This window comes from Ochrobactrum sp. BTU2 (assembly GCF_024539785.1).
GTDB lineage: Bacteria > Pseudomonadota > Alphaproteobacteria > Rhizobiales > Rhizobiaceae > Brucella > Brucella anthropi.
In genome coordinates this window covers 902,978-929,107 of the sequence record NZ_JAHWRG010000001.1, presented here as the reverse complement: position 1 = coordinate 929,107, position 26,130 = coordinate 902,978, and the positions used below count along the sequence as shown (strand labels likewise).

Sequence of the window (26,130 nt, the reverse complement as noted above, 5' to 3'; positions counted from 1 at the left end):
CCTTATTTGGCGGTGACCACTCGCTCTGCAGGAGCGGCCTTGCGGGCACCTGCGAGAAGCAGAACAGCGATGCCGCAAAGGGTCGCAAGCGTATAGAAACCAGCATCATGATTGCCCACTGCGACATCGGCCCAATTCTTGATTTGCGGCGCGAAGAATGCACCGAGATTACCGATGGAAACAATGAAAGCGATGCCGCTGGCCGCGCCGATCCCGCCCAGATAACGGGTAGGCAGGCTCCAGAATACAGGTTGCGAAGCTGTGAGGCCCGGCACGGCAATGCAGGCCGCAAGAAGCATCAGCCATGGGTTGCCGGTAAGCCCGATGACGGCGAGCGCCACTGTTCCAGCGATGACCATGCCCATGCAGACAAGCCGATGCTGGTTGGTCTGGTCGGCCAGAACCGTGAAATAACGGGTTGCGATGACCGAACACAGCCAGGGAAGGGCGAGAAGCGAGCCGATAAGAAGATTCATCTGCCCATTCGATGCTGCCTGTGCGAAGCGCGATGGGAAATAGAAGGTCAAAGGCGCGGTACCGATCTGCAGGAAGAAGTAGATGCCAATGAAAGCCCAGACGCGGCGGTCTTTCAGTACCGACATGGCTGAATGCTGGGCCTGTGTTTCTTTTGCGGCTTCTTCCGCGGCGATAACCCGTGTGAGGGCATCGCGCTCCTCGACCGAGAGCCAACGCGCTTTTTCGGGACGATCCGTCAGGTAGAAAAGGGCAATGATCCCGACCAGTGATGCGCCAAGCCCTTCGACCACGAACATCCATTGCCAGTTGGTGAGGCCAAAAATACCGTGATGGGTCAGCAACCAGCCGGAAAGCGGGCTTCCCAGGACGAGCGCCAGCGGAACGCCAAGATAGAAGATACCGGTGGCGCGTGCGCGCTGCTTCGCGGGGAACCAATAGGTCAGATAAAGCAGGACGCCCGGATAGAAACCGGCCTCGCAAACGCCGAGCAGAAAACGCAGCGTGTAGAAGACGCCTTCCGTATGAGCGAACATCATGGCGGCGGAGACGATACCCCACGAAATCATGATCCGGCTCAGCCAGAGGCGTGCGCCGACCTTGTGCATGATGATGTTGCTGGGAACTTCAAAAAGTGCATATCCGATAAAGAATATGCCAGCTCCGAATGCATAGGCAGCATCACTTAAGCCCGTGTCAGCCTGAAACTCGGACTTGGCGAAACCGATATTGGCGCGGTCCAGAAAGGCCAGGATCAGCATGATTGCGAGAAATGGCAGAAGTCGCTTAGTCGCCTTGCCAACGGCGGAATCGACGAGATTGTCTTGCATCGTTGAGCCTCCTCCTCAATGCTGCCCCTCCGGGCACGATGGTGAAGCGGAAACTAGTCACAATTCTCTGATAAATATATAGCGCATATATGAATATATAGCGACGTATTTGAGGCTTTGCCGATATATCCGGTGCGATGACAGCTGCTTTAATCTTTGGTTCTATGTGTAAGTTGAGGTATAATTTATATATAAATAATATTTTTAGTATGCGAGTTTTGATGACTTATCAACGATAGTTTCCTGCTGGAATAATCCGTGATTTTGCGTGCCGCTCACCGGCTGATCCGTACGCGCGGGAAAATTTCCATGGTCAGATAGTGCTCATCGAAGCTTGAAATATGGACGAGAGCTGACCGGTTCAGAAATTCGACCTCATTGTTGCGGAAGACAAGAAGATCGTCCTCACGAAGTTCACGCAGCATCCGGTTGATATGGATCGGCGTAAGCCCCAGCGCATCGGCCAGCTCGCTTTGTGTCAGCGGGCAGAAAAAGCTGTTTTCATCGCCCGTTCCGTTGATCCGCGCCCTGTGCCCCAGTTCGAGCAGGAGATGCGCGATACGCACAAGTGCACTTCGGCGGCCTATGCTGATGAGATGCTCAATCAGAATGGCACGCTGACGCGCCATCAGTTCCATGAATGTCATGGCAAGACGAGGGGAGTTGAGAAGGCTTTCGGTGAGATGATCCAGGGAGATTTCGAGGACAGAAAGCTCGGTAACCGAAATCAGGGTATAATAGTTGAAGCCGAGCCCGGTTCGGAAACCCAGAAAATCACCTTTCATGGGAAAGTCCAGAATCTGGCGATCGCCATCGGGAAGATCGCGATAGATGCAGCCCCAACCACTCTTTATTATGTGAACCGAATTGGCCCAGTCTCCCTGGCTGCTCACCACGGTGTGCGGGGCATAGTTTTTTGAGGATATGGGCAGGGCGCTAAGAACGCTCAGGTCGCTTTCATTGAAAACCGCACTGATAGGCGCGCTTTCCAGAAAATGGCGCAGCGTTTTTGCTTCGTCGGCATTTACCACCATAGAGCCTACCTGCCGTTTCGCCCAGCATGAGTGCATATAAGTTTTAAGTCGAGCGCCCCCCACGATTCGTTTCCCCCGGCTCTTCCAAGGAGGCCAGGTATCTAAAGAGTTTCAGCGAGGCCATTTGTTTTGGCAAGGTAGTAATTTCTACCACTAATTGGGTATATATCCGCGCTTTGTCTAAACCATATTTTGCCGAAACCCTTAATCTAGGTTAATGACACTCAAAGAATTTTCAGGCAGTCTTTTCATCAAAATAAGAACAAAAACAAGAATTGCTTCCGGGGTTTTGTCTAGATCTCAAGAAGAAAAATAAAACAGGTAACCGATGCGCTTCCGTGATTGTGATGTGCAAGCAATGGGGTCGTGCGCATAAGTCGGATTAGAGGGCGAACAGATGAACATTTCTCCACAATTCAGTAGCAGGACGAGTGAATTAAAGAATAATGGCTTTGGGGCGTCAAAAGATAGTTCTTTTAAACCTGAACAGCCTAACGACAGCATGTTGCCGCTACTGGTCATCATAGACAACCGTGCGTTGGATCGCGAATGCCTCGCACATGGACTGACAAACCACAGCATCGAAATGTCGATCGCCACATTCAGCTCGTTCGAGCAGTGGCAACATCAGCGCAAGGGCCGCACCGCAGGTGCAGTGCTCTTCAACATCGGTGGCCAGAAGGTTTCGGACCCGGCTGTCGGAAATTATCTCAATCGCATTGTTACTGACTGCGCTCCGGCACCGGTCATTCTTCTGGCCGACAAGGAAGAAATCTCGCAGGTTCTCAAAGCGCTCGACCATGGCGTGAAGGGGTATATTCCAACATCGGTGAATGTGAATGTCTGCGTTGAAGCATTGCGGCTTGCCATGGCGGGCGGAACCTTCGTTCCAGCCAGCAGTGTGCTCGCTCTGCGTCACGCCACCGATCCGAACTCTCAGCGGCTGCAACCTCTCGGCGGAATGTTTACCCAGCGTCAGGCCGAAGTGGTCAATGCGCTGCGCCGGGGCAAGGCGAACAAGATCATCGCCTATGAGCTGAAGCTGCGGGAAAGCACGGTCAAGGTTCATATCCGCAACATCATGAAGAAGCTGAAGGCGTCCAACCGTACCGAAGTGGCTTGCATCATCAACGAGCTGTTCCCGTCGGAAACATCGTTTTCCGACTTGCAGTAGGGCGCAACTGGCGGCAGCGAAGCCGCCCGGCCGACGGATAGAATTGTTCCGTGAAGGAGACTTTTGGTGATTATCTCCGACGTTTCAGCAGGAAACGGGCGGCAGCCGGTGGCTGACCTGCTCGACACTATAAAACGTAGAAGGATGATGCTGATCGTACCGGTGCTTGCAGGCATCGGTGTCGGCTTCGCAGGGTATCTTACAGCACCAGTCAGTTATGTGTCGGAGTCTGTGCTGGTGCTGGATATGCGGCGATTGCAGGCGCTTCCCAATGAAAGCGCGATCACCCCATTGCCGCAGGACAGTCCGGTTCTGCGTTCCGAACTCGATATCATCAATTCGCGTATGATGGCGCGCAAGGTCATCGACATTCTGCAAGCGGAGAACATTGTCGTGCCGACGGAATTCCGTTCGCGCACGGTGTTGTCGTCTGCTTCGAATACAGGATCGCAGGCGAAGAGCGCACGCGATGTCGATCCGGCCATGCGGGAACGCCAGCAGATCGACCTTCTTCTTTCGCGGTTGCGGGTCACAAATGATGGCCGTTCCTATACGATCTTCATTTCTTATCGCGCTTCCGATCGGGTTTATGCAGCCCAGGTCGCCAATGCCTTTGCCACGGCCTATCTCAATCATCAGATCGACGTGCAACAATCGGCCACGCGGCGTATCAGCGAATGGCTGGGCGAAAAGCTTGGTACCTTGCGCAGCGATCTTGAAAGTGCCGAAAGTGCTGCGGAAGAGTTCCGCCAGAAGTCGCGGCTTGCGGGCGATCAGGGACAGATCAGCTTTCAGGCCCAGCGCGTCGCGGCGCTGAACAATGAAATTGTCGCCGCAACGGGAGCAGTCTCGCTCGCCGAAGCACGATTGCGCACGGCATCAGAGCTGAAGAACAACAATGAAGCGCCTGCACTGGCCGAGGTGCTGGCTTCGCCTGCGATCCAGACCTTGCGCAATGAGGCAGCACGCGTCGAACGCCAGCTTGGCGAATTGCAGTCGAACGGTGCGTTGAAGAGCGCTGAAATTCCTGTGCTGAAGGCCGAACAGGAAGCGTTGAAGCAGCAGATTTCGAGCCAGGTCGGCGAAATCATCAAGAGCCTTGGCAATGAAATCCAGATTGCGCGTCAGCGGCGCAGCGGACTGGAAGGCGCATTGAAAGATGCGGAAGCCGATCTTGCCGAAGCCAATCAGGCACAAGTCAGGGCCGGGCAGCTGGACCGCGAGGCCAATGCCAGCCGCACGGTCTATGAAAGCTATCTCACGCGTTACAAGCAGCTGATCGAACAGGACGGCATTGCTGCGCCCGAAGCACAGATGATCTCGCCTGCGGAGCCGGCGATGGCCAAGGCCAGCCCGAACCTCGCCAACTGGCTGCTGCTGGGGCTGGGGTTGGGCGGACTGGTTTCACTTGCAGGCACCATGCTGAAGGAAACATTCGACAAGATCAGGCCCGCGCAGACGGCATCTCTGATGCTGCCCGGCATTCCGGCTGCGACGTTGCTGCCGGTTTCGCCGCAGCTGACTGTGCCGCTTCTCGTCAATCGCGGTCTCGATCCGGCAAGCCCGTTCGGTCGTGCAATCAAATCCGTGCACGATCGTCTGCGGGCACTGACACGCGGCCGGGATTCCTTGGCGCTGTCCGTCGTATCCCTGTCCGATGGCGAGGGAAAGACCCTGTTGATCACCGCGCTCGCGCAACAGATCGCCGCGACCGGCTTAACGGTTGCAGTCATCGATGCGACAAACAAGCGGTCGGGCCTGTCGGAGGCCTTTGGGCTTCCGCATGGCGATTACGGCGCTGTTTCTACAGGGCGTCCGCTTTCCGGTGCAACGCTCGTGCATGATCACGGTTCGGGGATTGATATCATCAAGCCGAACAGGCAGATGCGTGACGGAGACTGGCTGGCCGAGCTGATTGCCCAGTTGCGCGCGGATCACAAGATCATCCTCGTCGATCTGCCGGCGGTCATGGAAGACAAGCGCTCGGTTCTCCTGTCGCGGGCGACGGATACGGCGCTTCTTGTGGTTCCGTCTGACCGACAGGACCAGCTTGCGACCAATGCATTGATACAGACGATGGCGTCGTTCGGGCGCAAGCCCGCGCTGGCGGTCGTGAACCATAATTCTTCGTCTTATCGCAGCTGGATAGTGCTCCCCGTGGTGCTTTGCGGACTGGGCTTGCAGAAAGCACGGCGGAGCATAAGCGCGATATTCGCGCGGCGCCGGAAACCAGATGCGGATGGCGCACAGGAACAGGCGTGAGGGCAAACCATGTCATACAGGATCATCAAGAATCGCATTGGTACCCATCTTCGGGCCACTATGCTTTCGGGCCTCATTCTGGTCGGCGGGACTTTTGGAGCGCTTGCGGACGGACAAGCCTATCGGGTCGGCGCAAATGACGTGCTGCAGGTAACCGTTTATGGGCAACCGTCACTCACCGGGCTTTACCCGGTCGATGTGGACGGCAATATCGGTTATCCGGTCGTGGGCAATATTTCCGTCACCGGGCTGACTACCAATGAGATCAGCGAGAAGATCGCGGGATCGCTATCCCAGCATATTCCGGGACTGACGGTCACAGCCACGATCAATCAGTATGCACCGGTATTTGTCGTTGGTGATGTGAAGGCGCCGGGAAAATATCAGTTCCGGCCCGGAATGGTGGTGCTTGAACTTATGGCGCTGGGTGGCGGAGCCGGAAAAGCGGAATCTCCAGCCCTGACTGCCGGGATGCAGCTTATTTCCGCGCAGCAGGAATATGTCGACCTGCAGATGCAGATCACTGCCATGGCAATCCGGCGGGCCCGTTTCGAGGCGGAACTGAACGGCACGGATTTCACTTATACTCTGCCGGATCAGGCAGCTGCGAACAAGGAAACCGTGGCCCTGACGCAGAAGATGCTGGACGGTGAAAAGACAGTGTTCAACGTCCGCCGCAACAATCTTGCAGCCGAGCGTCGGGCGCTTGAAGCGCAAGCAGCGAGCTATGGCGATGAAATCCAGACCCTGCAGCAGAGTATCAAGCTGCACGACACCGAAATCGGGCTGTTGCAGGAGAATGTGGATTCCAGCAAGTCGCTGGTGGATCGCGGCCTGGCCGCAAAATCCAACCTGCGCGACATGGAGCGTGATCTGTCGGCCACACGGCGTGCTGCGCTGGAGCTTGCTTCGTTTCTTGCACGGGCAAGACAGAACCAGCTTGCCATGGAACAGCGCATCGCCAATCTGGAAGAAATTCGCAAAAGCGAAGCGGCTACCAATTTGCAGGATATTGACCTCAACATTGCCCGCATGGAGCGCCGCAGCAATACACAACTCCAGGCTATGGCCGAGATCGCCAAGTCTTCCGGTAATATTTCCGCGGCCACGCTGCGTCAGAAACTGGTGTTCTCGATCAGTCGTATCGTGAATGGCAGCTTTCAGGATATCGTCGCCAACGAAAGCACGGAAATCAAACCGGGTGACATCCTGCGCGTCGAGCTGGATATGAGCAGGGTCGGCGGCTCGCCGTCATAGGTTGAGAGTTTCACTTCAATGGAAACTTAGGAAGGCGGGGCGTCTCTTCGTGCTTCGGGACGACGCTGCGCGTCTCCCCGGCATGAGGGATGCCGAGGAGACTTGTCCAGGATCGACAATGTCGAAGAAAACGTCGCGCTTGATCGGAAAAGCGGGTCCCGCTTTTCCGGGGGCTTCAAGCGGCGACAGGATCGGCGGCTTCCTCCAACCAATCGCGATAGACTTCACGCAGGCCGTCCTCCAGACGAATTTGCGGCTTCCAGCCCAGCGCCCGCATCCGCGACGTGTCAAGGAGTTTGCGCGGTGTACCGTCCGGTTTGCTGAGGTCGTGTTCAAAGCGACCTTCGTAACCGACGACGCAGGCAACGGTCAGCGCCAGATCCTTGATTGAAATCTCTTCACCCGTCCCGATGTTCATCGGCTCAATGCCGTCGTAGAAACGCAGCATGTGCAGGCAGGCATCGGCAAGATCGTCCACATGCAGGAACTCCCGCAAGGGCTTGCCGGTGCCCCAGAGCGTCACATGGTCGGTCCCTCGCACCTTGGCCTCGTGAATCCGGCGTATCAATGCCGGCAGGACATGCGAGGTGTTGGGATCAAAATTGTCGTTTGGACCGTAAAGATTGGTCGGCATCGCCGTCATGAAGTGATTGCCATATTGCCGTGCGCAAGCCCGCGCATATTCAAGCCCTGCGATCTTGGCGACGGCATAGGCTTCGTTGGTCGCTTCCAGCGGGCCTGTCATCAGGGCATCCTCGGTGAGAGGCTGCGCTGCGTCGCGGGGATAGATGCAGCTTGATCCGAGCCACAACAGACGTTCGACACCGTTCTGATGGGCGGCGCGGATGAGGTTCATGCCGATGGCGAGATTGTCATAGAGAAAATCTGCCGGATATTGCGAATTGGCAAGGATGCCCCCAACGCGGGCGGCAGCGATGATGATGACATCCGGCTTGCGACCGCTGATGAAATTCTCCGTCGGTCCCTGCCGGGTCAGATCGAGTGCGCTGTGCGCTGCAGTGATGATGTCGCAATCCGTGCCTTGCAGGCGGCGCAGAATGGCCGAACCGACCATGCCTGTATGCCCGGCAACGAACACCTTCTTGCCTTCGAGTGAATAAAACGGAGCGGGGGTGATGTCAGCCGTAGAAGTCATTGCGTCCAACCTCCCGCATGATGTTGCGCAAATCCCAGTCGACCATTTCGGTGACAAGATTGTCGAAGCCCGTTGTATGCTGCCAGCCGAGGCGATTTTTCGCCTTGGATGCATCGCCGAGCAGGAAGTCGACCTCGTTCGGACGGAAATAGCGGGGATCGATCTCTATCAGGCAATTGCCGGATTTTCGGTCACGGCCGATTTCTTCCACGCCGTTACCGTGCCACTCGATCTCCTTGTCGACGGCCTTGAAGGCGTGTTCGACAAACTCGCGCACCGTGTGCGTTTCGCCGGTCGCCAGCACGTAGTCGTCGGCGGTGTCTTCCTGCAGGATACGCCACATGCCCTCGACATAATCACGCGCATGACCCCAGTCGCGACGGGCATCGAGATTGCCGAGCCGAAGCCTGTCTTGCAGGCCGCGTTCAATGGCCGCGACAGCACGGGTGATCTTGCGGGTAACGAAGGTTTCGCCGCGAAGCGGGCTTTCGTGATTGAACAAAATGCCGTTGGAGGCATGGAAGCCATAGGCGTCGCGGTAGTTTACCGTCGTCCAGTAGGCATAGAGCTTTGCCGTCGCATAAGGACTGCGCGGGGCGAAAGGCGTCTGTTCGTTCTGTGCCTGGGGCGAGCTGTTACCGAAGAGTTCCGACGTGGAAGCCTGATAGAAACGGCATGTCTTGCCGAGACCCAGAATACGCATGGATTCGAGTAGGCGCAGCGTGCCGAGCGCATCGGCATTGGCCGTATATTCAGGCGTTTCAAAGCTTACCTGAACATGGCTTTGCGCGCCGAGATTATAAATCTCGTCGGGCCGTACTTCCTGAATGACACGGCACAGATTGGTTGCATCGGTCAGGTCACCGAAATGCAGGCGGAAGCGAATGTCCTCCTCATGCGGGTCCTGATAGAGATGATCGATACGCGCGGTGTTGAACGAGGAAGACCGCCGTTTCAGGCCATGTACGCGATAGCCTTTTTTGAGCAGAAGCTCGCTTAGATAAGCGCCGTCCTGTCCGGTCACACCGACGATGAGAGCTGTTTTCTCTTGCAAGGGCTTCCCTCCGACCAAAGCTTTCCAAAGCTGCAATGAAACCATGTTAGCGATTTCCTGCGTGGGCAGAACGGCTCCAAAACGGCAATTGCGGGCCGGAACATCCCTCTTCGGATGAGGCTTGAGGCGCGCCCGGTATGTCCGGTTTCACCCAAAGAGGTAGGCAGTTCGCCCGGTGTCGGTGCATGCCATGCCTTTGTGTTTCTTGCGGTATCTGCTGCGCAGTTGCGATGCTCGTTTCAACGGGATCGAACAACAGGACGTGAAATCATGCGTGTGGTGCTTGCCAATCGTTACTTCTACCCGGACCAGTCGGCGACGAGCCGGATGGTGACGAGCCTTGCCCATACGCTTGTGCGTGAAGGCATCGAGACGACAGTGCTGGCAAGCCGCAGCTATCACGACAAGCGGAAGGACGTGTTGCCCGCGCGTGAAACGATCGACGGCATAGATGTGCATCGCATATGGACCTCGGGCTTTGGTCGGGGTAAGCTTGTCGGGCGCGCGGTCGATTATGCAACCTTTCATCTGTCCGCAGCCGCCTGGTTTGCATCCAATGCCCGTAAGGACGATGTCTGCGTCGTCTGTACCGATCCGCCGCTTCTTTCCGTTTCGGCAGCGCTGCCTGTTCGCCTGCGACGGGCAAAGCTGGTCAACTGGGTGATGGATCTTTTTCCCGAAACGGCAATGGAACTCGGCCTCATCAAATCCGATACCGTTTCCGGTAAGCTCGCCCTGATCCTGCGCAACTGGTCGATGCGCCAGTCTGCACTGACAATCTGTCCGATAGAGCGCATGGCGCATTATCTTTCGACACGGGATATTCCGGCGGAAAGCCTGAGCGTGGTTCACCACTGGGCCGACCGCAACGAAATCGTTCCGGTGGAGCCGTCGCAGAACCCCTTGCGCCGTGGCTGGGGGCTCGGTCGAAAATTCGTCATCGGTTACTCGGGCAACTTCGGGCGCGCACACGAGTTCAAGACGGTGCTCGATGCTGCGGAGCGGCTCCGGCATATGAAAAGCATCGTCTTTTTGATGATCGGCGAGGGGCAGCAGCGTGGTTTCGTCGAAAGTGAAGTCAAGCGACGCGGCTTGACCAATGTGATGATGAAACCATTCCAGCCCGTGGAAAAGCTCTCCGAGAGCCTTGGCGCGGCCAATGTACATCTGGTTTCGCTGAAGCCGGAGCTGGAACATTGTATCGTGCCCAGCAAGTTCTACGGCGTCCTCGCGGCGGCCCGTCCGACAATCTTCATCGGTGATACGGAAGGCGAGATCGGCACGATCGTCCGCGATTTTCAGTGCGGTATGGCGCTGAGACCGGGCGATGTCGATGCGTTGGTCAATGCGATCCTTCATTTGCGCCATTCGCCTGTGGGACGCATGTCGATGGGCAACAATGCCCGCTATCTGATGGAAACGGCCTATTCGCGTGAATATGGCGCAGCCGTCTGGCAGTCGGCCATCTCGCGGCTTGAGGAAAAGGTGGTGCCACAGGCCATGCCGGTTCTCGACCGGCAGTTCCAGCCGAGGGAATTATGATGGATGGGTCGGTCGTTGTCAGCCAGTTGGGCGCCCGCCGGCACTATGCAGTCCCGCGGATTTTTGCGAATAATCAGAAGCTGGCACATTTTTATACGGACATATGCGCTTTTCAGGGATGGCCACGTTTCCTCAACAGCTTGCCCTCCAATGCACTCCCATCCTCTGTTCGGAGATTGATTGGACGCAAGCCCCAGGGAATTCCCCAACAACAGATGACAACCTTTCCGGGCTTCGGACTGCATTCCGCCGTACGCAGACTGGCGAACCAGACCGGGCCGAAATCCACTGCCAATGCAATATGGGCTGGTGAAACATTCGGAAGGCTGGTCGCGGAAAGCGGATTTCACGGCGCAAGCGGGGTCTATGCCTTCAGCGGTGAAGCTGTTGAACTGTTGTCGGCTGCGCGAAAAATGGGTCTTTGGACAGCGGTAGATCAGGTGATCGCGCCGCGCGCCATCGTTGACCAGCTTGGTTATGAAGAGGAATTGTTGAACCCGGGTTGGCAATTGCCGCTCGAAAGCGATGGATATTCCGAGGCTTTCGCGGAGCGTGAACGAGTTGAATGGCAGCTGGCCGATGTGGTTGTGTGTCCATCGCCTTTTGTTGCCCGTCATGTGGTTGAAGAAGGTTGTGCTCCCGAAAAGATCGTGGTGGTTCCGACAGGTGTCGATACGCGTTTCCAGGTTGAACGGAAACCACGGGCACCAGGCAAATTGCACGTGCTGACAGTGGGCGCGGTTGGCTTGCGCAAAGGCTCGCCTTATGTCGGCGGGGTTTCCCGATTACTGGCGGGAGAGGTGGAATTCCGGATGGTCGGCCCGCTGGAACTGTTGCCGGAAGCACAGAAGAAGCTCGCCGCCTCGGTCGAATTGACAGGCCCCATTCCGCGCAGCGAGATGCGCAAGCAATTTGAGTGGGCCGATGTTTTTCTGTTGCCTTCGTTATGCGAAGGGTCGGCGATTTCCGTTTATGAAGCGCTGGCCGCTGGGCTGCCTGTAATTTGTACGGAGAATACGGGCAGTGTCGTTCGCAACGGTATCGACGGCTATATCGTGCCTATCCGGGACGTCATGGAGACAACAGAAATCCTGCGGGAACTTGCAGGCAATCCGGCGGCGCTGGAACGGATGGGCGAAAGCGCCCGCGAACGCGCGGCTGATTTTACTTTATCGCGTTATGGCGAACGGTTGACCTCAGCAATCTTTCGGGAGAAGGCGGCATGAACATTGTCCACGTCATCGGTTCCTACGACCCTGCCAAGGGCGGCCCGCAAGCCGTCGTGGTGCGGCTTGCAGCAGCGCAGGCAACGCTCGGTCATGAAGTGACAATCGTAAGCTATAGCGATGATGAAGTGAGCGGTCGCGCCGTCAGCGCCACGGCCACAATTCCCGGTTTCGACAAGGTGCGCACCCTGCTTCTGCCAATGCCTGACTTGCGGGAAACCTTGTTCGGCGGGGCTGCAGCAAAAGCAATGGAGATGCTGCTGCGCTCGGCAGATTTTGTGCATCTTCATGGCATATGGGAAACCAATCTGTTGCGGGCATCAATGCTTTGCCGCCGCTATCGTGTGCCATATTGCGTATGTTGTTGCGGTATGCTCGACGTGTGGAGCATGCAACAGAGCGCATGGAAGAAGAAGATCGCGATGATGCTCGGCTTTCGTCGTATGCTCGACGGTGCAGCCTTCATCCACGCGCTGAATGCGGATGAAATCGAGCTGATGCGGCCACTTGGCCTGAAATCACCTTCGATGATCATCCCGAACGGAATTTTCCTCAATGAAGTCGAGGGCGACAAGGATATTGCCGTGCGCGGATTGCCGGAACGGCCCTACATACTTTTTCTGTCGCGGCTGCACTACAAGAAAGGTCTTGATATACTTGCCGATGCCTTTCGTCGTGTTGCCCCCTTGTTTCCTGATGTGGATCTGGTTGTCGCGGGTCCCGATGGTGGTGCGGAAGAAGATTTTCGGCAGCGTATTCGTCAATACGGGCTTGAGACGCGGGTACACATGACAGGCGGGCTCTATGGTCCGGCGAAGATCGCTGCCCTGAAACAATCGGCCTGTTTTTGCCTGCCAAGCCGTCAGGAAGGATTCAGCGTCGCCATAACCGAGGCGCTGGCCTGCGGCGTACCGGTTGCGATTACCGATGCATGTCATTTTCCGGAAGTCGCTGAAGCCGGTGCCGGTGCGGTCTGTTCACTCGACCCGATGGCTGTGGCTTCAGCGCTTGAGCAAATTCTGGAAGACCCGGATCGCGCGAAACGCATGGGTGCGGCTGGTGCCAGACTTGTGCGGGCCAACTACACCTGGCCACGCATCGCTCTCCAGACAATTGCGGCCTATCAGAGCTTTCAGCCGCAAAAAAGCGGTGCCGTTGCAGGCCGCAAGGCGCTCCGGTCCGTTCCTGCTTCCTGATTGTCAGGGCTTCCGCCGGGGTCTCACGGGCTTGGCGGGATTGCCGACATAGACCATCCATGGTTCCATATCACGGAAGCCGACCCCGCGTGCGCCAAGAACTGCGCCTTCACCGATGGTCACGCCCGGCCCGACAAAGGCTTCAGCTGCAACCCAGCCATAAGGCCCGATGTGAATGGGTGCTGCCGTGAGGGGAAAATCCGCCTGATCGATATTGTGCCCCGCCGTGCACAGATGCGCGCGTTGTGAAACGATGGCGAATGGGGCAAGCGTTACGTGCGCTACGTTATAGCAGAGCGCACCCGGTCCCAGCGATGAATGAGCACCCATGGTCAGATTGCCCGGCCACCAGATACGCGCACTGCCGCGCACGATGGCGGTCTTGTGAACCTTCGCGCCGAAGGCGCGCAACACCGCGCCACGCCAGCGCCACAGGAAAGACGGCGTCCATGCCGCCAGTAACAGCCAGCTTGCCTGCCAGCACAGACGCTGAACACGGTGTCCGAGAGTGAAGGTTGCGCCGCCTTCCATGGGGCGCGACGCGTTCATTCTGCCTGAAATGCCATCCAGTTGGCGCGATTTACCGGTTTCTCCGGCGAACGTCCCTTTGTGGTCTGACGTCACGGTCATGATGACCATCCTTCCTGAAACCTGGCCCCCGCAATGTTGATCGCGCCACTTTGTGATGGCGGAAGCGGGAGCTGGATTGATCGATTGCGGATTACGCAGAACGACAGAACGGGAATGAGGAACAATGCCATGTGAATCCAGACAGGCACGACCCAATCCGTGTGATGAGAAATTGAGTGCATGGCCGGAACAATGGAAAGCATATACACCAATTGTCCGAGCATCTCGCCTGCCATTGCCGTTTCCCAAAGTCTGCGCATGGCCCAGGCAAGCAGCAGGAATTTCAGGGCTCCGAAATACCAGAATGACAAGAACGCATCGACCAATCCCGTTTCGGTCGAGCCTGTCAAAGGGTTGTAATCGCGGCTGGGTTCCGGGACATCGAGATAGAGCGCTTCCTTGATGCGACTACCCACAAGTTGCGCCGGAACGAATGTAAAGATGATACGGTTCCAGTGATATTTGCCGTAATCAAACTCGAGCCGCCGATCAATTTCATCAATACGTTGCACGGCATTGCGCATTTCCGGACCACCACGGTCAAGGGTAGCGCGAAAATTGGCGGCATAGTCGATCTCCAGAATCTCATCGAGAACAAAGCTCGCATCCGCACGGGTTACCTGTCGATAATCGCCCATACTGGTCATCAGAAATGTGCCAGCCAGAATGCTGATTGCCATGATTGTTCGAGGTACGACAATCCGTCGGTAGAACCAGAAGGCGAGAAGGAACATGAGGACCAGCTGGATGGTCTCTGCGCGTTTTCCTGTGACCAGAATACGGTCCAGATAGAAAACCAGATCGAACAGGATGATCGCGATGGCGAACCATGACGGCCGCCGTGCGAAACACAGGACGGCGATGGCCAGGCCATAGGGCATGAGCTGTGCAAAGAAGAGGTACACCACCGGCATACCAGTCATTTGTACGCCGATGGAGACGTCTCCTGGAAGACGGCTAAGGAGGAAATAGAAGACAGCGCCGAAAGCCGACAGTCCGGCTGCAGCCCAGAGCAGTCTGCGTTCGCTGAAACTCATGCTGAGAAACTGAATCGGCTTTTTCGTCAGGCGCCATCCAAGCATCAGCATTGCGAACGACAGAATGCCCATGATCATCGTCTTGGCGTAAGCGCCGGAAGGCAGAAACTGATCATATACGAGGGCGGGAAGCTGCGGCAGCAGGAAGCCGAAGGTCATCACCCCTGCAAGAAACGGAAACTGATACATGCGTTCCGGTCTGGAGAAGAGACCGCCAGCCAGAAGGCAGAGGACGCAACCGACGAAAATCCAGGTGAGTGAGAGGTTCATTGTGTAACCCCCGCATCAGCGCATACATCCGAAAGATCGGGTGCCGGTTCGTCCGTGGAAAGGTCGTGTGGGAAGATGCGGCCTGAAATCAGATACCAGCCAAGTTTCACATATTCCTTGACGACGAGTTCCATGTCCGTGGGTGTTGTCGGAAAACCGGGCCGACCGTCATCGCCGCCGATGGGAGACGAGATGAAACGCATCTGGGGGCATGCGGCGCGAAAGCTCGCTATGGCGCGGCGCGAGTGATACCAGTTGGTCACGATCAGCGCACTTCTGGCCTGTATTTCGCGCATGAGGGGCGCGGAAAATCGGGCATTCTGCCAGGTGCTGCCCGATTGGCATTCCACAAAAATCGCCGACGGCGTCACGCCTTTGCGCACCATGATCCGTTTGTTGGAGAGACAATCACCGTCGCCGGTAACAAGGATCACCGGTGAGCGGCCCTCCTTCCAGAGACGTGCGGCCTCCGCCGCGCGGGGCGGTCCGTCTCCGCCGGGTACGACGATCACATCAGCTCTGCCGCCATCATCCTGCAAGGTCAGAACAGGTTCCGAGAAGAACATGGCGACCAGTCCGAACAAAACGGCACAGGGCAGAATAATGGGCAGCATCATACCATACGCCGTTCTGGTGCTTCGGTTTCCAAAGGGCGTCTGACTGATGAAGATTCAGCCAGAAGCGCCGATTGACGCTGGCGTTGCTCTTCCATCTTGATCACGATCATGAACTCGTAAGCCGAAAGCAGGCGGCAATAGAGATAGCCGGGCTTGCCGTCGAGGAAGCCACCGCGCAGCACATACATGTAGAAGAAGCGCAAGGTCGGTCGACACGGCAAATTGTAGGACAGGGATTTCATGGCGCGCCGACGCCGTTCCGGATTGCCCGACAGGAGGCCACCCCAATCGACGCGCCGCTCAAGAAGCCGCGCTGCCGACAAATCCGCTTCAACGGTGGAATAGAGATTGTGTTTGTCGTACCAGGCGGCGAGCCCCTTGTTGAAGCTGTAATGGATGAAATGCGCCTGTAACTGGCCGCTCGGACCTCCGGTTGCGCGTGCATGGATTGAACGCTCGAAGCGTACGCGATCCGGCCTGACCAGCCGGGTGATCCATGTCGGATAGAGGCTTGCATGGCGTATCCAGCGCCCCATGAACATGTTCTTGTAGCGAAGCCGGAAAAACACTTCCGGTCGGTCGAGATCAGCGGTGACCGACAGTATTTCATCTCGCAGGTCCGGCGGTGTGATTTCGTCCGCGTCGGGTGTATAGACCCAAAGATGTTTGAACTCGATTTCCGTCAGCCCGTACATGCGCTGGCGGTCCTCGGTGTCATAGACGCGCTGATAGACGCGCGCGCCCGCTGCTTTGGCGATTTCCACGGTACGATCAGTGCTGAATGAATCGAGCACCACGATATCGTCGCACCAGTCGAGTGAGGCGAGGCATGCAGGTAGATTGACTTCCTCGTTAAGCGTTCTGATGAGGACGGACACAGTCATGAAGTTGCCCCTGGATAAGTGATGTTCGGTTTGGTGGTCGGGTTGGCCTCGGCCATCGAAGCGGTAACGATCGGACGTGCGCCTCTGGTCATGCGCAGCACGAAGAGCGTGTGTGCTGCGGCAGGGACCGCCAGCGCCAGAAGCATCGGCCAGACGGGTATGTCGAACCGGATGGCGATGTAGGCGATGGCTCCCGCCAGAAGATTGAGCGCCATGACCGCTACGGCTGTTTGCCCGCAGGAAAGCCCCGCATCCATCAGCAGATGATGCAGATGCTGCCGGTCCGGCGAGAACGGGCTTCTGCGTACAGACATGCGGCGCACGATCAGGCTCAGCGTATCAATGACTGGCACGATCACGATCCAGATCAGGACGGGAAAGGCGACGGCGGCGGTTCCGCTTGCAAGGATGAGGATAAATCCGGCAAGGGCTGCACCGAGAAATGTGCTGCCGCCATCGCCAAGGAAAAGGCTTGCTCGTGTGCGCCAGCGATGCCGCATGTTGAAGACCAGAAAGCCGAGGCAGGCAGCAGCAAGGGCGAGCGCCTGAAGCCCGAGGCGATGTTCGCCGATCCCGAAGCCGATGACGGCCAGCCAGAAGAATGCGGCAGCACTCGCCGACCCTGCCAGTCCGTCCACGCCGTCACTCATATTGACCGCATTGACGAGGCCGACAATGAAAGCAAGCGCGATAATCAGGAAAAGCGGTCCGGTCAGGACCTGTATAAGCATTTCCGGAGTGGACGTGGCGGCAGTTTCGATGCCATCGGAAGCAAGCCCGAGATAGGTCTGCGTCAGCCCGGTGATAGCAATTATCAGGAAGGCTGCGAGCAACTGGATTGCAAGGCGCGGCGCGACAGGCAGGTTGAAACGGTCATCGAGAACACCGGCGACGAGGATGAGCACAAGCCCTGGCAGCAAGGCCATGGCATTGGCATGTCCTGAAACGCCAAACGCCAGAAACGTGGCTGCGGAAAACGAGAGAAAAATGGCAATGCCCCCGCAAAGCGGGACATTCCCGTCATGCCTCTTGCGGGCATCAGGAATGTCGATGAGATGCCATTCGCGTGCCAGCCCCCGAAAGCCGAGGCAGAAAGCGACGGAAAGAGCGAAGGCCAGAAGCGTGATCCAGGAAAGACTCGTCATGTCTCCTCCGAGGCGCGTGCAAAAGATCAAACTCCGGAAATTTTTACGCACTGACACTGCTATCCACGACTTGGCTTTAGAGCGTGCCGCATACTCCTTTCAGGTCAGGTGCTAACACCAAGGGCGACATTTCGTGCCCGTGGCAAAGGATTATTCTGAGCGAGGATAGGAAAAATGCGCCTGCGGACGCTTTTGCCCGCGCTGTCATGAATGGGGGATGAAACGATGATGCAGAAAACGCTGGCGGTGCCAGAGAATACCTGTTGGAGCGGATCATGAATGGCAGTCGCAGGGGTTTCCTCATGGCGGCGCTCGAACAATATGCAGGGCTGCTCTTCAACTTTGTGACGGTGGCTGCGGTGTCACGTGTTCTGGGGCCAGCCGAAACCGGAATGGGTGTGATAGGCTTGAGCCTTACGGCAGTCGTGTTTTCGCTGCGCGAATTCGCCAGTCCCGAATTTTTGATAAAGATCGATAAGGTACGCGATCAGGACATCCGGACTTCGCTTACCTTTCTGATGGGTGTAACGGTTCTGCTGTCGCTGATCCTGTATTTTGCACTCGGATACTTCGCCGAATCCTATAACGATCCGAAGTTGAAGCTTTTTCTCAGCATCACGATTGTGGCCGCGCTGGTCGAAAGCCTGTCCTTACCGATTGTCGCATTGCTGAAGCGCGACATGGCCTTCGGAACATTGGCGCGCATCCGCACTGCCGGGGCCGGTCTGGGCGCATTGGTAACCATTGCCATGGCCTTCAGCGGTTTCGGGCATATGTGTTTTGCCTTCGGACTGCTGGCAAGCGCGTTGATAACAACGGGGCTGGCTGTCTCGATCCACCCTTTGAAAAATCTGTTCCGCCCGTCATTGGCCAGTTTCGACACGGCCTGGCGGTTCGGGATTTATCTTGGAGGCAATGCCGGTCTGAACAAGATCTGCATGACGCTTCCGCAGCTTCTACTCGGGCGTTTCATGCCCATATCGGCAGTTGGCATTTACAACCGTGCCGACACTTTGAGTGGTTTGCCGGATCGCATCATCCTTTCAGCCGTCTTCACCGTGGCGTTCCCGATGCTTTCGGCGCAAGTTCGTGCCGGAGCGGATATCAGCCAGTCATACATCCGCGCCTTGTCCTATATTACCGTCGCCTACTGGCCGGCACAGGCATTGCTGGCGCTGCTCGCCTATCCGGCAGTGCACATCGTTCTCGGCCCCGACTGGACTGAATGCGTGCCCATAGTGGCGATCCTCAGCCTTGCCTGCCTCTTCTGGTTTCCTGCGATCCTGACCTATCCCTTGCTGATGGCATTGGGTGAAAATCGCGAAGCTTTCCTGTCCAACCTCATTTCGCGGCTGGTCGCACTCACCGTTATAGGCACGGCTGCATTTTATGGGCTGCTTGCCGTCGCGCTGGGTCAGTTCATCAGCTTGCCCATACAGATGGTCATAGCCATCGTTTTCGTGCGCAGGCACGTGGCCTTTTCCTATGCCGTGCTTGGTCGGGAATTGCTGAAAAGCGGTCTTGTGACTCTGATTGCGCTGGCCATACCGCTTGCAATGGTTGCCGCTGATGGTTTTTCGCTGGAAATCCCCTGGACCAGAGGCGTCGTGATGGGCCTCATCGCGGTGGTGAGTTGGCTGGGCGCGCTATTCCTGGTGCGCCATCCCTTCGCTGCCGAGGTCGAGCCATCGCTGAGCTGGCTTTTCGGAAAGCTTCGGGCGCGGCTTGTGCCCCGATCGGCGTCGACCCCTGCAGAATAGGACGGCCTGTCATGGACAAATGCAAATTGGAACAGCCGACAATCGACGTTGTTATTCCCAACTTCAACTATGGTCGCTATCTTTCCGCCTGCGCCAACAGCGTCTTGCAACAATCAGGCGTCAATGTCCGTCTGCTCATCATCGACAATGCCTCGACAGATAATAGCGTCGAGGTTGCCAAGAGCCTTGCGGCCGGCGATAGCCGTGTCCAGCTGCTGCTCCGTCAGAAAAACCTGGGGCCGCATGCTTCGTTCAACGAGGGCATAGACTGGGCCGCATCGGAATATTTCCTGATCCTGTGTTCGGATGATCTGCTGGCGAGAGGGGCTCTGGAGAGGGCGACAAGAATGCTGTCGCAACGCGACGACGTTCATCTCGCGCATGGCGCGACGGGCCGGATAAAAGCCGACGATGGTGAAGCTCGTGTGACAGGTGCCACGTCCCCCGCTTCGAACGAGTGGCGGATATGGTCCGGGGAAGAATTCATTGAGTTTGCCTGCCGGCATGCGTTTAACCCGGTTACAGGCCCGACTGCGGTTGTGAGGACTGCGATCCAGAAACAGATGGGATATTACCGCACGTCGCTTTCCCATACTGACGATCTCGAAATGTGGCTTCGCATTGCCACACGCGGTTCCGTCGCCGCTACCGGCCAGATACAGGCTTTTGCGCGGTCGCATCCCCAGAACCGGTCGGCGACGGTGAATGGTATTCTGTCCTGGAACCGCGAGTTCGAGGCAGGATTCCGGTCCTTCTTCGATCATGAAGGTGCCAACTTGCCGCATCAACACCGTCTGTTTGCAATGGTTCAGGATTGCCTTACCAAACGGGCTTATTGGTCAGCGATCTCCAATCTGGCGCGGAGGCCGAAAGTGGCGGGTTCGCTGATGGCATTCGCGCTGAAGCGTGAGCCCTTGCTCGCGGTCATGCCACCCTTCGACTATCTGTTGAAGCGTTCCGTCTGGCGAAGCGGACGCGGCGCCTAGAACGCATCCCGAGAAATCCGAAACGATTTTCGGATCAAGGTGTGTGTAAATACAAAAAGATAGGGCATTTCCAAACACATTCTAGTTCGGTCGTAGTGACTGAATGGCTGGATCAGCTGTACTCCTGACATTGTCGAGAAATGTGGTGTGAAGAAGCTCTTCCTGTCGTGCCAGCCGGCTGCGATAGCGCTCCACACCGGCTTTCACCTGCGTGGTCAAAATCGTTTGATGCTCGAAAGCAAAGTCGACCTGGGAGAGGATTGTTTCAGGATCAAAATTGTCAATCCGGTGGCAGAATGCCGCCAGTCCGGTATCGTGCAACAAAGCGTCGTTTTTGCTCGCATAAGCCATGGAGATTGTGGGGCGTCCCATGGCCAGCGCGCAGACGATGTTATGGTAGCGGCTTGCGATAACGACGTCGGTCTTGGCGATCTGTTGCATGAGTTCGTGCAGGGAAGCGGATGGTTCAAATGCGACTTTGTTCGCTTCCGCCGGAGCGAGCTGCTCCAGTATATCGCGAGCCGCCTCTATGTCGCCCTTGTCTCCGATCAGCAGACGCACCTGACGCCCGCTGGCCAGAAGCCTGGTCACCAGTGTCGTTACTTTGGAGACATAGTCCCTGTAGATGGCATCGCCATCCTTCTCCATCTTTTTCCACCCGCGATAAGTCATCACGCCGATGCCCACACATTGTTCCGGCCTATCCCGATTTTGATCAGGAACCGTTGGCAATGCAAAGGCGATATCAGCACTGACGAAATCCTGAGCGGGTTTTACGCCCAGCTGTTTCATGAAGTCATGAGAGATTTGATCTCTATAGGAACGAAAAGACGCCAGCATTGCAGCCTGACGGATGAAGAACCGGCTCCATCGATGATCGACCGGTCCGGCGCCGATCGACACGAAGATCATGCGCGTGCCGGTCAGTCTGGCCGCCAGCGACCAACGCAGTACTGCAAAAGGCCAGCCAAAGGGGTTCTCGTTGAAGTCATCCAGTATGCCTGTACCCGGCACAATGATGAGATCGAGCTGAGAAGCAAGCAGAAGCGCGCAACTGAAACCGACTGTTCGTCGGGGAAAATGCAGCATCGCTTTGTTGACTGCCCGGAGCAGCCAGTTGGATGGATCGGGCTGGGAGACCGGATGAGCTGAAAGATCGAATGTCTGCGCAACGATATCGGGTTTGGAGCAGATGCAGACAAGCTGTGCGTCGGGACAGTTACGCTTCAAGAGTTGCAACATGGCTTCCAGCGAACCGTCATTGCCGGTATTGCCGGAACCAAACTGCCCGAAAAGTCCTATTCTCATGCGCGTGTCTCCCGCTGCGCCGACAAGCTTAGGCCAGACCGACCTGCAGGAAAACTGGCAGAAGGGTGAACACCATACTCTATTGTAGGATGGGGTGTACCCCTCATAGCCGAAATGCGTGGCAGAGCAATTTCGATACACTGGCCAGCGGTATATCCATTGCCCCCCGATATACCGGAGTAAGGCTTCGAGGGAGTTGTTCCCTCGAAGTCTTGTCTCCCCTGAGGTGTTTCTGTGGCAACAAGGTTCTGGCCATGAAATGTGCTTACTTTGTCCGTCCTCACATAGGCGGGACCTATTCGGTTTTCACGCGTCTGCGCGCCTCGCTTGCCCAGTCGGGCATAGAGCTTCGCTGGCTTGCTGCAGGCGCTGCTGGCGATACGGTTAATGTGCCGACAGGGCAGGGGCTTGATGATGCGCTTCGCAAGGGCGATGCCATCGACCGCATGGGTGTGCTGGATGAAGAAACCCGCGCAAGGCATATGATCAGCTTCCTGCGCGAAAACCATTTCGACGCCGTTTTCGTCAATGTTCTTGCGAACCGTTTCGAAACCAATCTGGCGCGCTATCTGCCCGCCGATATTCTGCGCATCATGATCGTGCACAATATCACACCCGGCACCTACGCGGCGGCGCGGGCAATCCGCGATCATGTTCACGCAACTGTCGGCGTTTCAAAACGCTGCCGTGACGATCTCGTGCGCCAGCATGGTTTTGATGCGTCGCGCACGCTTGTCATCCCGCATGGACTGAACCGGGACATTCACTTGTCGCGCAATGTTCAAAAGCCGGATGAGTCCGGCCCGCTTCGCCTGCTTTATCTGGGGCGGATGGAAGACAACTCGAAGGGCATTTTCTGGCTGCCGAATATTCTGCGCGAGCTCGATTGCTCCTATCACCTGACGGTCGCCGGTAATGGTCCCGATCTGGAACAGCTCCGGCATCGTCTTGCGCCTTTCGGCGACAAGGTGAGTTTTAGTGGCTGGGTTGCGCCTGCCGATGTTCCCTGGCTGGTGAACCAGCATAACGTCATGATCATGCCGTCACGCTTTGAAGGTTTCGGCCTGACGCTCATTGAAGCGATGAGCCAGGGATGCCCGGCGGTCGTCTCGAAGATCGCTGGTGTGACCGATACGATTGTCACCGATGGCGAGGACGGGCTCTTGTTTCCCGTCGGCGATTTCCGTCAGGCAGCGCGTCATATCAACCGGCTTGCACGCGACCGAGAGCTACTTGCCGGCATGGCAGCCGCCGCCCAGCAGAAAGTGGAAACGGTCTTCGACAACGATATTGCTGGTCGAGCCTATGCCGGTCTTCTCGAACATCTCGCGGAGGATCGCCCAGCCATTGCGCCACCACTGGCGCTTTCGCAATGGTCGATGCCGAACGCACTTCATTCCAGTTTGCGCAGTCGCTTGCCAAAACCGGTAAAGAACTGGCTGCGTCAGGTGCGCGAGCGCCTGCATACGAGATGGTCGGCAGCATGATCTGTGAATAAGAAAGGAGAAGGGGCATGAACCTTTTCACATCGCAGTTCCGCAATTCTCAGTTGCTCGCCAGCAAGGCGCACGCGCTCATTCCGGGCGGCTGTCACACCTATGCCAAGGGTGACGACCAGTATCCGGTACTCGCGCCCGGGTTCATCCAGCGCGGGTCCGGTTCGCATGTCTTCGACGTCGATGGCCACGAATATATCGAATATGGCATGGGCAATCGTGCGGTCGGGCTTGGCCATGCCTACCCGCCCGTCGTGCGCGCCGTGCGCGACGCCTTGCAGGACGGATGTAATTTTACGCGCCCAAGTGCCATCGAAGTCGAATGCGCGGAAAGTTTTCTGGAGCTGATCGACAGCGCCGAGATGGTGAAATTCTGCAAGGACGGTTCGGATGCGACCTCCGGCGCGGTGCGATTGGCGCGTGCCTATACCGGACGTGACATGATTGCCTGTTGTGCCGATCATCCATTTTTCTCGACCGATGACTGGTTCATTGGAACGACGAAGATGAATGCAGGCATTCCAGCTTCGGTTTCGGCTTTGACGGCAACTTTCCGTTACAACGATATTGCAAGCGTTGAAGCCCTGTTCGAGGATTATCCGGGGCGTATTGCAGCCATTATCCTCGAACCTGCAAAGGCTGACGAACCGCAAAACAACTTCCTGCAGGAAGCAAAGCGCATCGCCCATGAAAACGGAGCCTTGTTCATTCTGGACGAGATGATTACCGGCTTCCGCTGGCATATGCGCGGCGCGCAGAAGCTTTATGATGTCGAGCCGGACCTGTCCTGTTTCGGCAAGGCGCTGGGCAACGGTTTTGCAATATCGGCGCTGGCAGGCAAGGCGGAATATATGCAGCTGGGTGGACTGACACAGACCGACCATCCTCGCGTTTTCCTGCTCTCGACCACCCATGGCGCTGAAACCCATGCCATGGCAGCCGCGATTGCCACGATGACGATCTATCGCGACGAACCGGTGATCGAACGGCTCTATGAGCAAGGTTCCAAACTGGCAGAGGGCGTGAATGCGACGATTGCCAGTCACGGCCTGCAGAACCATGTTCGCCTGTTCGGGCGTCCGTGCTGCCTTGCCTATGGAACGCTCGACGAGCAAGGGCAGCCGTCGCAGGCATTTCGTACTTTGTTTCTTCAGGAAACGATCCGGCGCGGCGTTCTGATGCCATCGCTGGTGGTGAGCTATACGCACAGCGACACCGACATTGCGCGCACGGTGGATGCCATCGACGGTGCGCTCGACGTTTACGTCCGGGCGTTGAACGACGGTGTAAGCTCTTATCTGACCGGACGTCCTTCACAGGTGGTCTATCGCCGCTTCAATGAAGCGCCGACCTATCCGTCGACGATGCGATGAAACGTTTTGCAGCGGCCATGATCGCCACGATCCTGCTGTTAATGGCAGCAGGATCGTCCGATGCAGCTGCTTCGTTCCCGATCAAGATCAGCCAGGATCGGCGCATTTTCGAGGATGCTACGGGTAAACCGTTTTTGTTGCAGGGCGATACTGCCTGGTCGCTGATCGCCGAACTGAAGCGCGAGGATGTCGAGATCTATCTGCAGGATCGCCGGAAGCGCGGTTTCAACGCCATTCTGGTCAATCTTGTCGAACACTATTTCTCCCGTCATCCACCCGCCAATGCCTATGGTGAAAAACCGTTCAAGGGCGATGCCTTTGGCGATCTCAACCCGAAATATTTTGACCACGCCGCTTGGGTGATCGGGCGGGCGGAGCAATTGGGTATAGTTGTTTTTCTGGCGCCCGCCTATCTGGGCGTGAACGGTAACAGTCAGGGCTGGTTCTCGAAGGCTGAGGTTGCCGGTCCACAGAAAATGCGCGTCTATGGCGAGACGATCACCCAACGATTTAAGCAATTTCATAATATAGTCTGGGTCTTGGGCGGTGATTTTAATGCGCCGGATCAGCGGCTTGTCTCTCAAATGGCTGAGGGCATAGCGCGCGTTGATCCAAACGCCCTCCAGACTGTGCACTCTGGCCGCAAGACGAATACGGCGGAACTCTGGGCCGATCAGTCCTGGCTGAGTTTCGATACAGTTTATACCTATGACGATGTGCATGCCACGGTTTCCGAGCGGCGCAAACCGAACGAAATGCCCGTCATTCTGCTGGAGGGGGGCTATGAGTTTGAGCGGGAGACGACCGCACAGATGATCCGGCGCAACGCCTATGGTGCTTTGCTTGCCGGTGCTGCCGGACAGTTCTTTGGCAATAATCCCATCTGGCATTTTACCGGGCCGGGTGTTTTCACTGCTGATCGCAGTTGGCAGGAAGCGCTCGACAGCCCCGGCGCACAGTCGATGACGGCGTTGAAGAGGCTCTTCGACAAACTGCCCTGGCCGCAACTTAAACCAGATGGCGAAGGAGCTGTTCTGGTCAGCGCGAAAAGCTATGCCGTATCGCTGCCTGATGGCACTTTGTCGGTGGTTTATGGGGACGCCAACGATTTCAAGGTACAGAAAAATGTCGTGAAAGATGGCCGGAAGGCCGTCTGGTATGACCCTGTTTCCGGCAAGTTTGCCGATGCAGGCCAACCGAGGGTGGAGGGGCCGATTGCCACCTACACGCCGAAGCAGGTGCAAAATTCCGGCGGCGGAACCGATTGGCTTCTGCTGATCGGCAGCGACGAGCGTCTGCGACCCATCCAAAAGAGGTAGGCGATACGTCCTTTCACGCTTTTCATAAACGCTTGTCCTAATCGGGCATGCCTTCGGTCAAGTCGTCGCTCCTGTCCTCTCTGGCTAACATGCATTTATC

21 protein-coding genes are annotated in these 26,130 nt (G+C 56.8%); 11 read left to right on the top strand and 10 right to left on the bottom strand.

The genetic code is table 11. From position 1 onward, the window contains the following. Window positions 1–2: 2 nt before the first annotated feature. Entirely contained in the window at window positions 3–1,304 is a 1,302-nt protein-coding gene (locus KWJ32_RS04265; RefSeq protein ID WP_151609551.1) for an MFS transporter, read from the bottom strand. Between the two features lie 275 nt (window positions 1,305–1,579). Further along, window positions 1,580–2,338 carry a Crp/Fnr family transcriptional regulator gene (locus KWJ32_RS04260; RefSeq protein WP_010658565.1) on the bottom strand — a complete coding sequence of 253 codons (759 nt, stop codon included), beginning with the start codon at window positions 2,336–2,338 and terminating at the stop codon, window positions 1,580–1,582. Window positions 2,339–2,735: 397 nt separating this feature from the next. Between KWJ32_RS04260 and KWJ32_RS04255 the strand changes: the two genes are divergently transcribed. The 3 genes from KWJ32_RS04255 to KWJ32_RS04245 all read left to right on the top strand — a co-directional run bounded on the left by KWJ32_RS04255 (window position 2,736) and on the right by KWJ32_RS04245 (window position 7,031). Continuing rightward, on the top strand, window positions 2,736–3,512 hold the full coding sequence (locus tag KWJ32_RS04255; protein ID WP_012092799.1) for a response regulator transcription factor: 777 nt from the start codon (window positions 2,736–2,738) through the stop codon (window positions 3,510–3,512). Window positions 3,513–3,578: 66 nt separating this feature from the next. Further along, window positions 3,579–5,774, top strand: coding sequence for an exopolysaccharide transport family protein (locus tag KWJ32_RS04250; protein ID WP_010658567.1), 2,196 nt, complete (start codon window positions 3,579–3,581; stop codon window positions 5,772–5,774). 9 nt (window positions 5,775–5,783) lie between these two features. Beyond that, on the top strand, window positions 5,784–7,031 hold the full coding sequence (locus tag KWJ32_RS04245; protein ID WP_012092800.1) for a polysaccharide biosynthesis/export family protein: 1,248 nt from the start codon (window positions 5,784–5,786) through the stop codon (window positions 7,029–7,031). Between the two features lie 175 nt (window positions 7,032–7,206). On the opposite strand, the gene KWJ32_RS04240 is transcribed toward KWJ32_RS04245, so the two are convergent. Both KWJ32_RS04240 and gmd read right to left on the bottom strand, forming a co-directional pair. Continuing rightward, window positions 7,207–8,187 (bottom strand): GDP-L-fucose synthase, encoded by a 981-nt coding sequence (locus tag KWJ32_RS04240; RefSeq protein WP_012092801.1) that lies wholly within the window; start codon window positions 8,185–8,187, stop codon window positions 7,207–7,209. Continuing rightward, window positions 8,171–9,241: a GDP-mannose 4,6-dehydratase gene (gene gmd, locus KWJ32_RS04235; protein WP_010658570.1), complete on the bottom strand. Its 1,071-nt coding sequence runs from the start codon at window positions 9,239–9,241 to the stop codon at window positions 8,171–8,173. The genes KWJ32_RS04240 and gmd overlap by 17 nt, the downstream gene beginning before the upstream one ends. A gap of 270 nt (window positions 9,242–9,511) precedes the next feature. Here gmd and KWJ32_RS04230 point away from each other — a divergent pair, with 270 nt between their 5' ends. Genes KWJ32_RS04230 through KWJ32_RS04220 form a run of 3 tightly spaced genes read left to right on the top strand, consistent with a single transcriptional unit; the run spans window position 9,512 to window position 13,205 of the window. Beyond that, window positions 9,512–10,783 (top strand): glycosyltransferase family 4 protein, encoded by a 1,272-nt coding sequence (locus KWJ32_RS04230; protein ID WP_012092803.1) that lies wholly within the window; start codon window positions 9,512–9,514, stop codon window positions 10,781–10,783. Then, a complete protein-coding gene (locus KWJ32_RS04225) occupies window positions 10,783–12,009 on the top strand; it encodes a glycosyltransferase family 4 protein (RefSeq protein ID WP_012092804.1) in 1,227 nt (408 codons plus the stop codon). Before KWJ32_RS04230 ends, KWJ32_RS04225 begins: the two co-directional genes overlap by 1 nt. Continuing rightward, window positions 12,006–13,205, top strand: coding sequence for a glycosyltransferase (locus tag KWJ32_RS04220; RefSeq protein WP_012092805.1), 1,200 nt, complete (start codon window positions 12,006–12,008; stop codon window positions 13,203–13,205). Before KWJ32_RS04225 ends, KWJ32_RS04220 begins: the two co-directional genes overlap by 4 nt. 3 nt (window positions 13,206–13,208) lie before the next feature. Here the strand turns inward: KWJ32_RS04220 and KWJ32_RS04215 are convergent, their stop codons facing one another. The 5 genes from KWJ32_RS04215 to KWJ32_RS04195 all read right to left on the bottom strand — a co-directional run bounded on the left by KWJ32_RS04215 (window position 13,209) and on the right by KWJ32_RS04195 (window position 17,788). Continuing rightward, on the bottom strand, window positions 13,209–13,754 hold the full coding sequence (locus KWJ32_RS04215) for an acetyltransferase (protein ID WP_043063089.1): 546 nt from the start codon (window positions 13,752–13,754) through the stop codon (window positions 13,209–13,211). Between the two features lie 77 nt (window positions 13,755–13,831). Beyond that, a complete protein-coding gene (locus tag KWJ32_RS04210) occupies window positions 13,832–15,142 on the bottom strand; it encodes a hypothetical protein (protein ID WP_012092807.1) in 1,311 nt (436 codons plus the stop codon). Then, complete coding sequence (locus KWJ32_RS04205; protein WP_010658576.1) at window positions 15,139–15,759, bottom strand: YdcF family protein; 621 nt, start codon at window positions 15,757–15,759, stop codon at window positions 15,139–15,141. The genes KWJ32_RS04210 and KWJ32_RS04205 overlap by 4 nt, the downstream gene beginning before the upstream one ends. Beyond that, on the bottom strand, window positions 15,756–16,643 hold the full coding sequence (locus tag KWJ32_RS04200; protein WP_012092808.1) for a glycosyltransferase family 2 protein: 888 nt from the start codon (window positions 16,641–16,643) through the stop codon (window positions 15,756–15,758). Before KWJ32_RS04200 ends, KWJ32_RS04205 begins: the two co-directional genes overlap by 4 nt. After that, entirely contained in the window at window positions 16,640–17,788 is a 1,149-nt protein-coding gene (locus tag KWJ32_RS04195) for an MraY family glycosyltransferase (protein WP_012092809.1), read from the bottom strand. The genes KWJ32_RS04200 and KWJ32_RS04195 overlap by 4 nt, the downstream gene beginning before the upstream one ends. A gap of 275 nt (window positions 17,789–18,063) precedes the next feature. Here KWJ32_RS04195 and KWJ32_RS04190 point away from each other — a divergent pair, with 275 nt between their 5' ends. Beyond that, window positions 18,064–19,548 (top strand): oligosaccharide flippase family protein, encoded by a 1,485-nt coding sequence (locus tag KWJ32_RS04190; RefSeq protein WP_029927703.1) that lies wholly within the window; start codon window positions 18,064–18,066, stop codon window positions 19,546–19,548. An 11-nt stretch (window positions 19,549–19,559) separates the two neighbouring features. Beyond that, window positions 19,560–20,534, top strand: a complete 975-nt coding sequence (locus tag KWJ32_RS04185) for a glycosyltransferase family 2 protein (RefSeq protein ID WP_012092811.1) — start codon at window positions 19,560–19,562, stop codon at window positions 20,532–20,534. Window positions 20,535–20,615: 81 nt separating this feature from the next. Here the strand turns inward: KWJ32_RS04185 and KWJ32_RS04180 are convergent, their stop codons facing one another. Beyond that, window positions 20,616–21,842 (bottom strand): polysaccharide pyruvyl transferase family protein, encoded by a 1,227-nt coding sequence (locus KWJ32_RS04180; protein ID WP_012092812.1) that lies wholly within the window; start codon window positions 21,840–21,842, stop codon window positions 20,616–20,618. A 254-nt stretch (window positions 21,843–22,096) separates the two neighbouring features. Here KWJ32_RS04180 and KWJ32_RS04175 point away from each other — a divergent pair, with 254 nt between their 5' ends. Genes KWJ32_RS04175 through KWJ32_RS04165 form a run of 3 tightly spaced genes read left to right on the top strand, consistent with a single transcriptional unit; the run spans window position 22,097 to window position 26,030 of the window. Then, on the top strand, window positions 22,097–23,329 hold the full coding sequence (locus KWJ32_RS04175; protein WP_151609549.1) for a glycosyltransferase family 4 protein: 1,233 nt from the start codon (window positions 22,097–22,099) through the stop codon (window positions 23,327–23,329). 26 nt (window positions 23,330–23,355) lie between these two features. Then, window positions 23,356–24,711 carry a glutamate-1-semialdehyde 2,1-aminomutase gene (locus KWJ32_RS04170; RefSeq protein ID WP_151609547.1) on the top strand — a complete coding sequence of 452 codons (1,356 nt, stop codon included), beginning with the start codon at window positions 23,356–23,358 and terminating at the stop codon, window positions 24,709–24,711. After that, on the top strand, window positions 24,708–26,030 hold the full coding sequence (locus tag KWJ32_RS04165) for a DUF4038 domain-containing protein (protein ID WP_151609546.1): 1,323 nt from the start codon (window positions 24,708–24,710) through the stop codon (window positions 26,028–26,030). Before KWJ32_RS04170 ends, KWJ32_RS04165 begins: the two co-directional genes overlap by 4 nt. Window positions 26,031–26,130 lie beyond the last annotated feature (100 nt).

What these genes read in the sequence shown, in the direction of transcription:
- KWJ32_RS04265 (WP_151609551.1), bottom strand. Translation starts at nt 1,304, where the DNA reads ATGCAAGACAATCTCGTCGATTCCGCCGTTGGCAAGGCGACTAAGCGA.
- KWJ32_RS04260 (WP_010658565.1), bottom strand. Translation starts at nt 2,338, where the DNA reads ATGGTGGTAAATGCCGACGAAGCAAAAACGCTGCGCCATTTTCTGGAA.
- KWJ32_RS04255 (WP_012092799.1), top strand. Translation starts at nt 2,736, where the DNA reads ATGAACATTTCTCCACAATTCAGTAGCAGGACGAGTGAATTAAAGAAT.
- KWJ32_RS04245 (WP_012092800.1), top strand. Translation starts at nt 5,784, where the DNA reads ATGTCATACAGGATCATCAAGAATCGCATTGGTACCCATCTTCGGGCC.
- KWJ32_RS04240 (WP_012092801.1), bottom strand. Translation starts at nt 8,187, where the DNA reads ATGACTTCTACGGCTGACATCACCCCCGCTCCGTTTTATTCACTCGAA.
- KWJ32_RS04230 (WP_012092803.1), top strand. Translation starts at nt 9,512, where the DNA reads ATGCGTGTGGTGCTTGCCAATCGTTACTTCTACCCGGACCAGTCGGCG.
- KWJ32_RS04225 (WP_012092804.1), top strand. Translation starts at nt 10,783, where the DNA reads ATGGATGGGTCGGTCGTTGTCAGCCAGTTGGGCGCCCGCCGGCACTAT.
- KWJ32_RS04220 (WP_012092805.1), top strand. Translation starts at nt 12,006, where the DNA reads ATGAACATTGTCCACGTCATCGGTTCCTACGACCCTGCCAAGGGCGGC.
- KWJ32_RS04215 (WP_043063089.1), bottom strand. Translation starts at nt 13,754, where the DNA reads ATGAACGCGTCGCGCCCCATGGAAGGCGGCGCAACCTTCACTCTCGGA.
- KWJ32_RS04210 (WP_012092807.1), bottom strand. Translation starts at nt 15,142, where the DNA reads ATGAACCTCTCACTCACCTGGATTTTCGTCGGTTGCGTCCTCTGCCTT.
- KWJ32_RS04205 (WP_010658576.1), bottom strand. Translation starts at nt 15,759, where the DNA reads ATGATGCTGCCCATTATTCTGCCCTGTGCCGTTTTGTTCGGACTGGTC.
- KWJ32_RS04200 (WP_012092808.1), bottom strand. Translation starts at nt 16,643, where the DNA reads ATGACTGTGTCCGTCCTCATCAGAACGCTTAACGAGGAAGTCAATCTA.
- KWJ32_RS04195 (WP_012092809.1), bottom strand. Translation starts at nt 17,788, where the DNA reads ATGACGAGTCTTTCCTGGATCACGCTTCTGGCCTTCGCTCTTTCCGTC.
- KWJ32_RS04190 (WP_029927703.1), top strand. Translation starts at nt 18,064, where the DNA reads ATGAATGGCAGTCGCAGGGGTTTCCTCATGGCGGCGCTCGAACAATAT.
- KWJ32_RS04185 (WP_012092811.1), top strand. Translation starts at nt 19,560, where the DNA reads ATGGACAAATGCAAATTGGAACAGCCGACAATCGACGTTGTTATTCCC.
- KWJ32_RS04180 (WP_012092812.1), bottom strand. Translation starts at nt 21,842, where the DNA reads ATGAGAATAGGACTTTTCGGGCAGTTTGGTTCCGGCAATACCGGCAAT.
- KWJ32_RS04175 (WP_151609549.1), top strand. Translation starts at nt 22,097, where the DNA reads ATGAAATGTGCTTACTTTGTCCGTCCTCACATAGGCGGGACCTATTCG.
- KWJ32_RS04170 (WP_151609547.1), top strand. Translation starts at nt 23,356, where the DNA reads ATGAACCTTTTCACATCGCAGTTCCGCAATTCTCAGTTGCTCGCCAGC.
- KWJ32_RS04165 (WP_151609546.1), top strand. Translation starts at nt 24,708, where the DNA reads ATGAAACGTTTTGCAGCGGCCATGATCGCCACGATCCTGCTGTTAATG.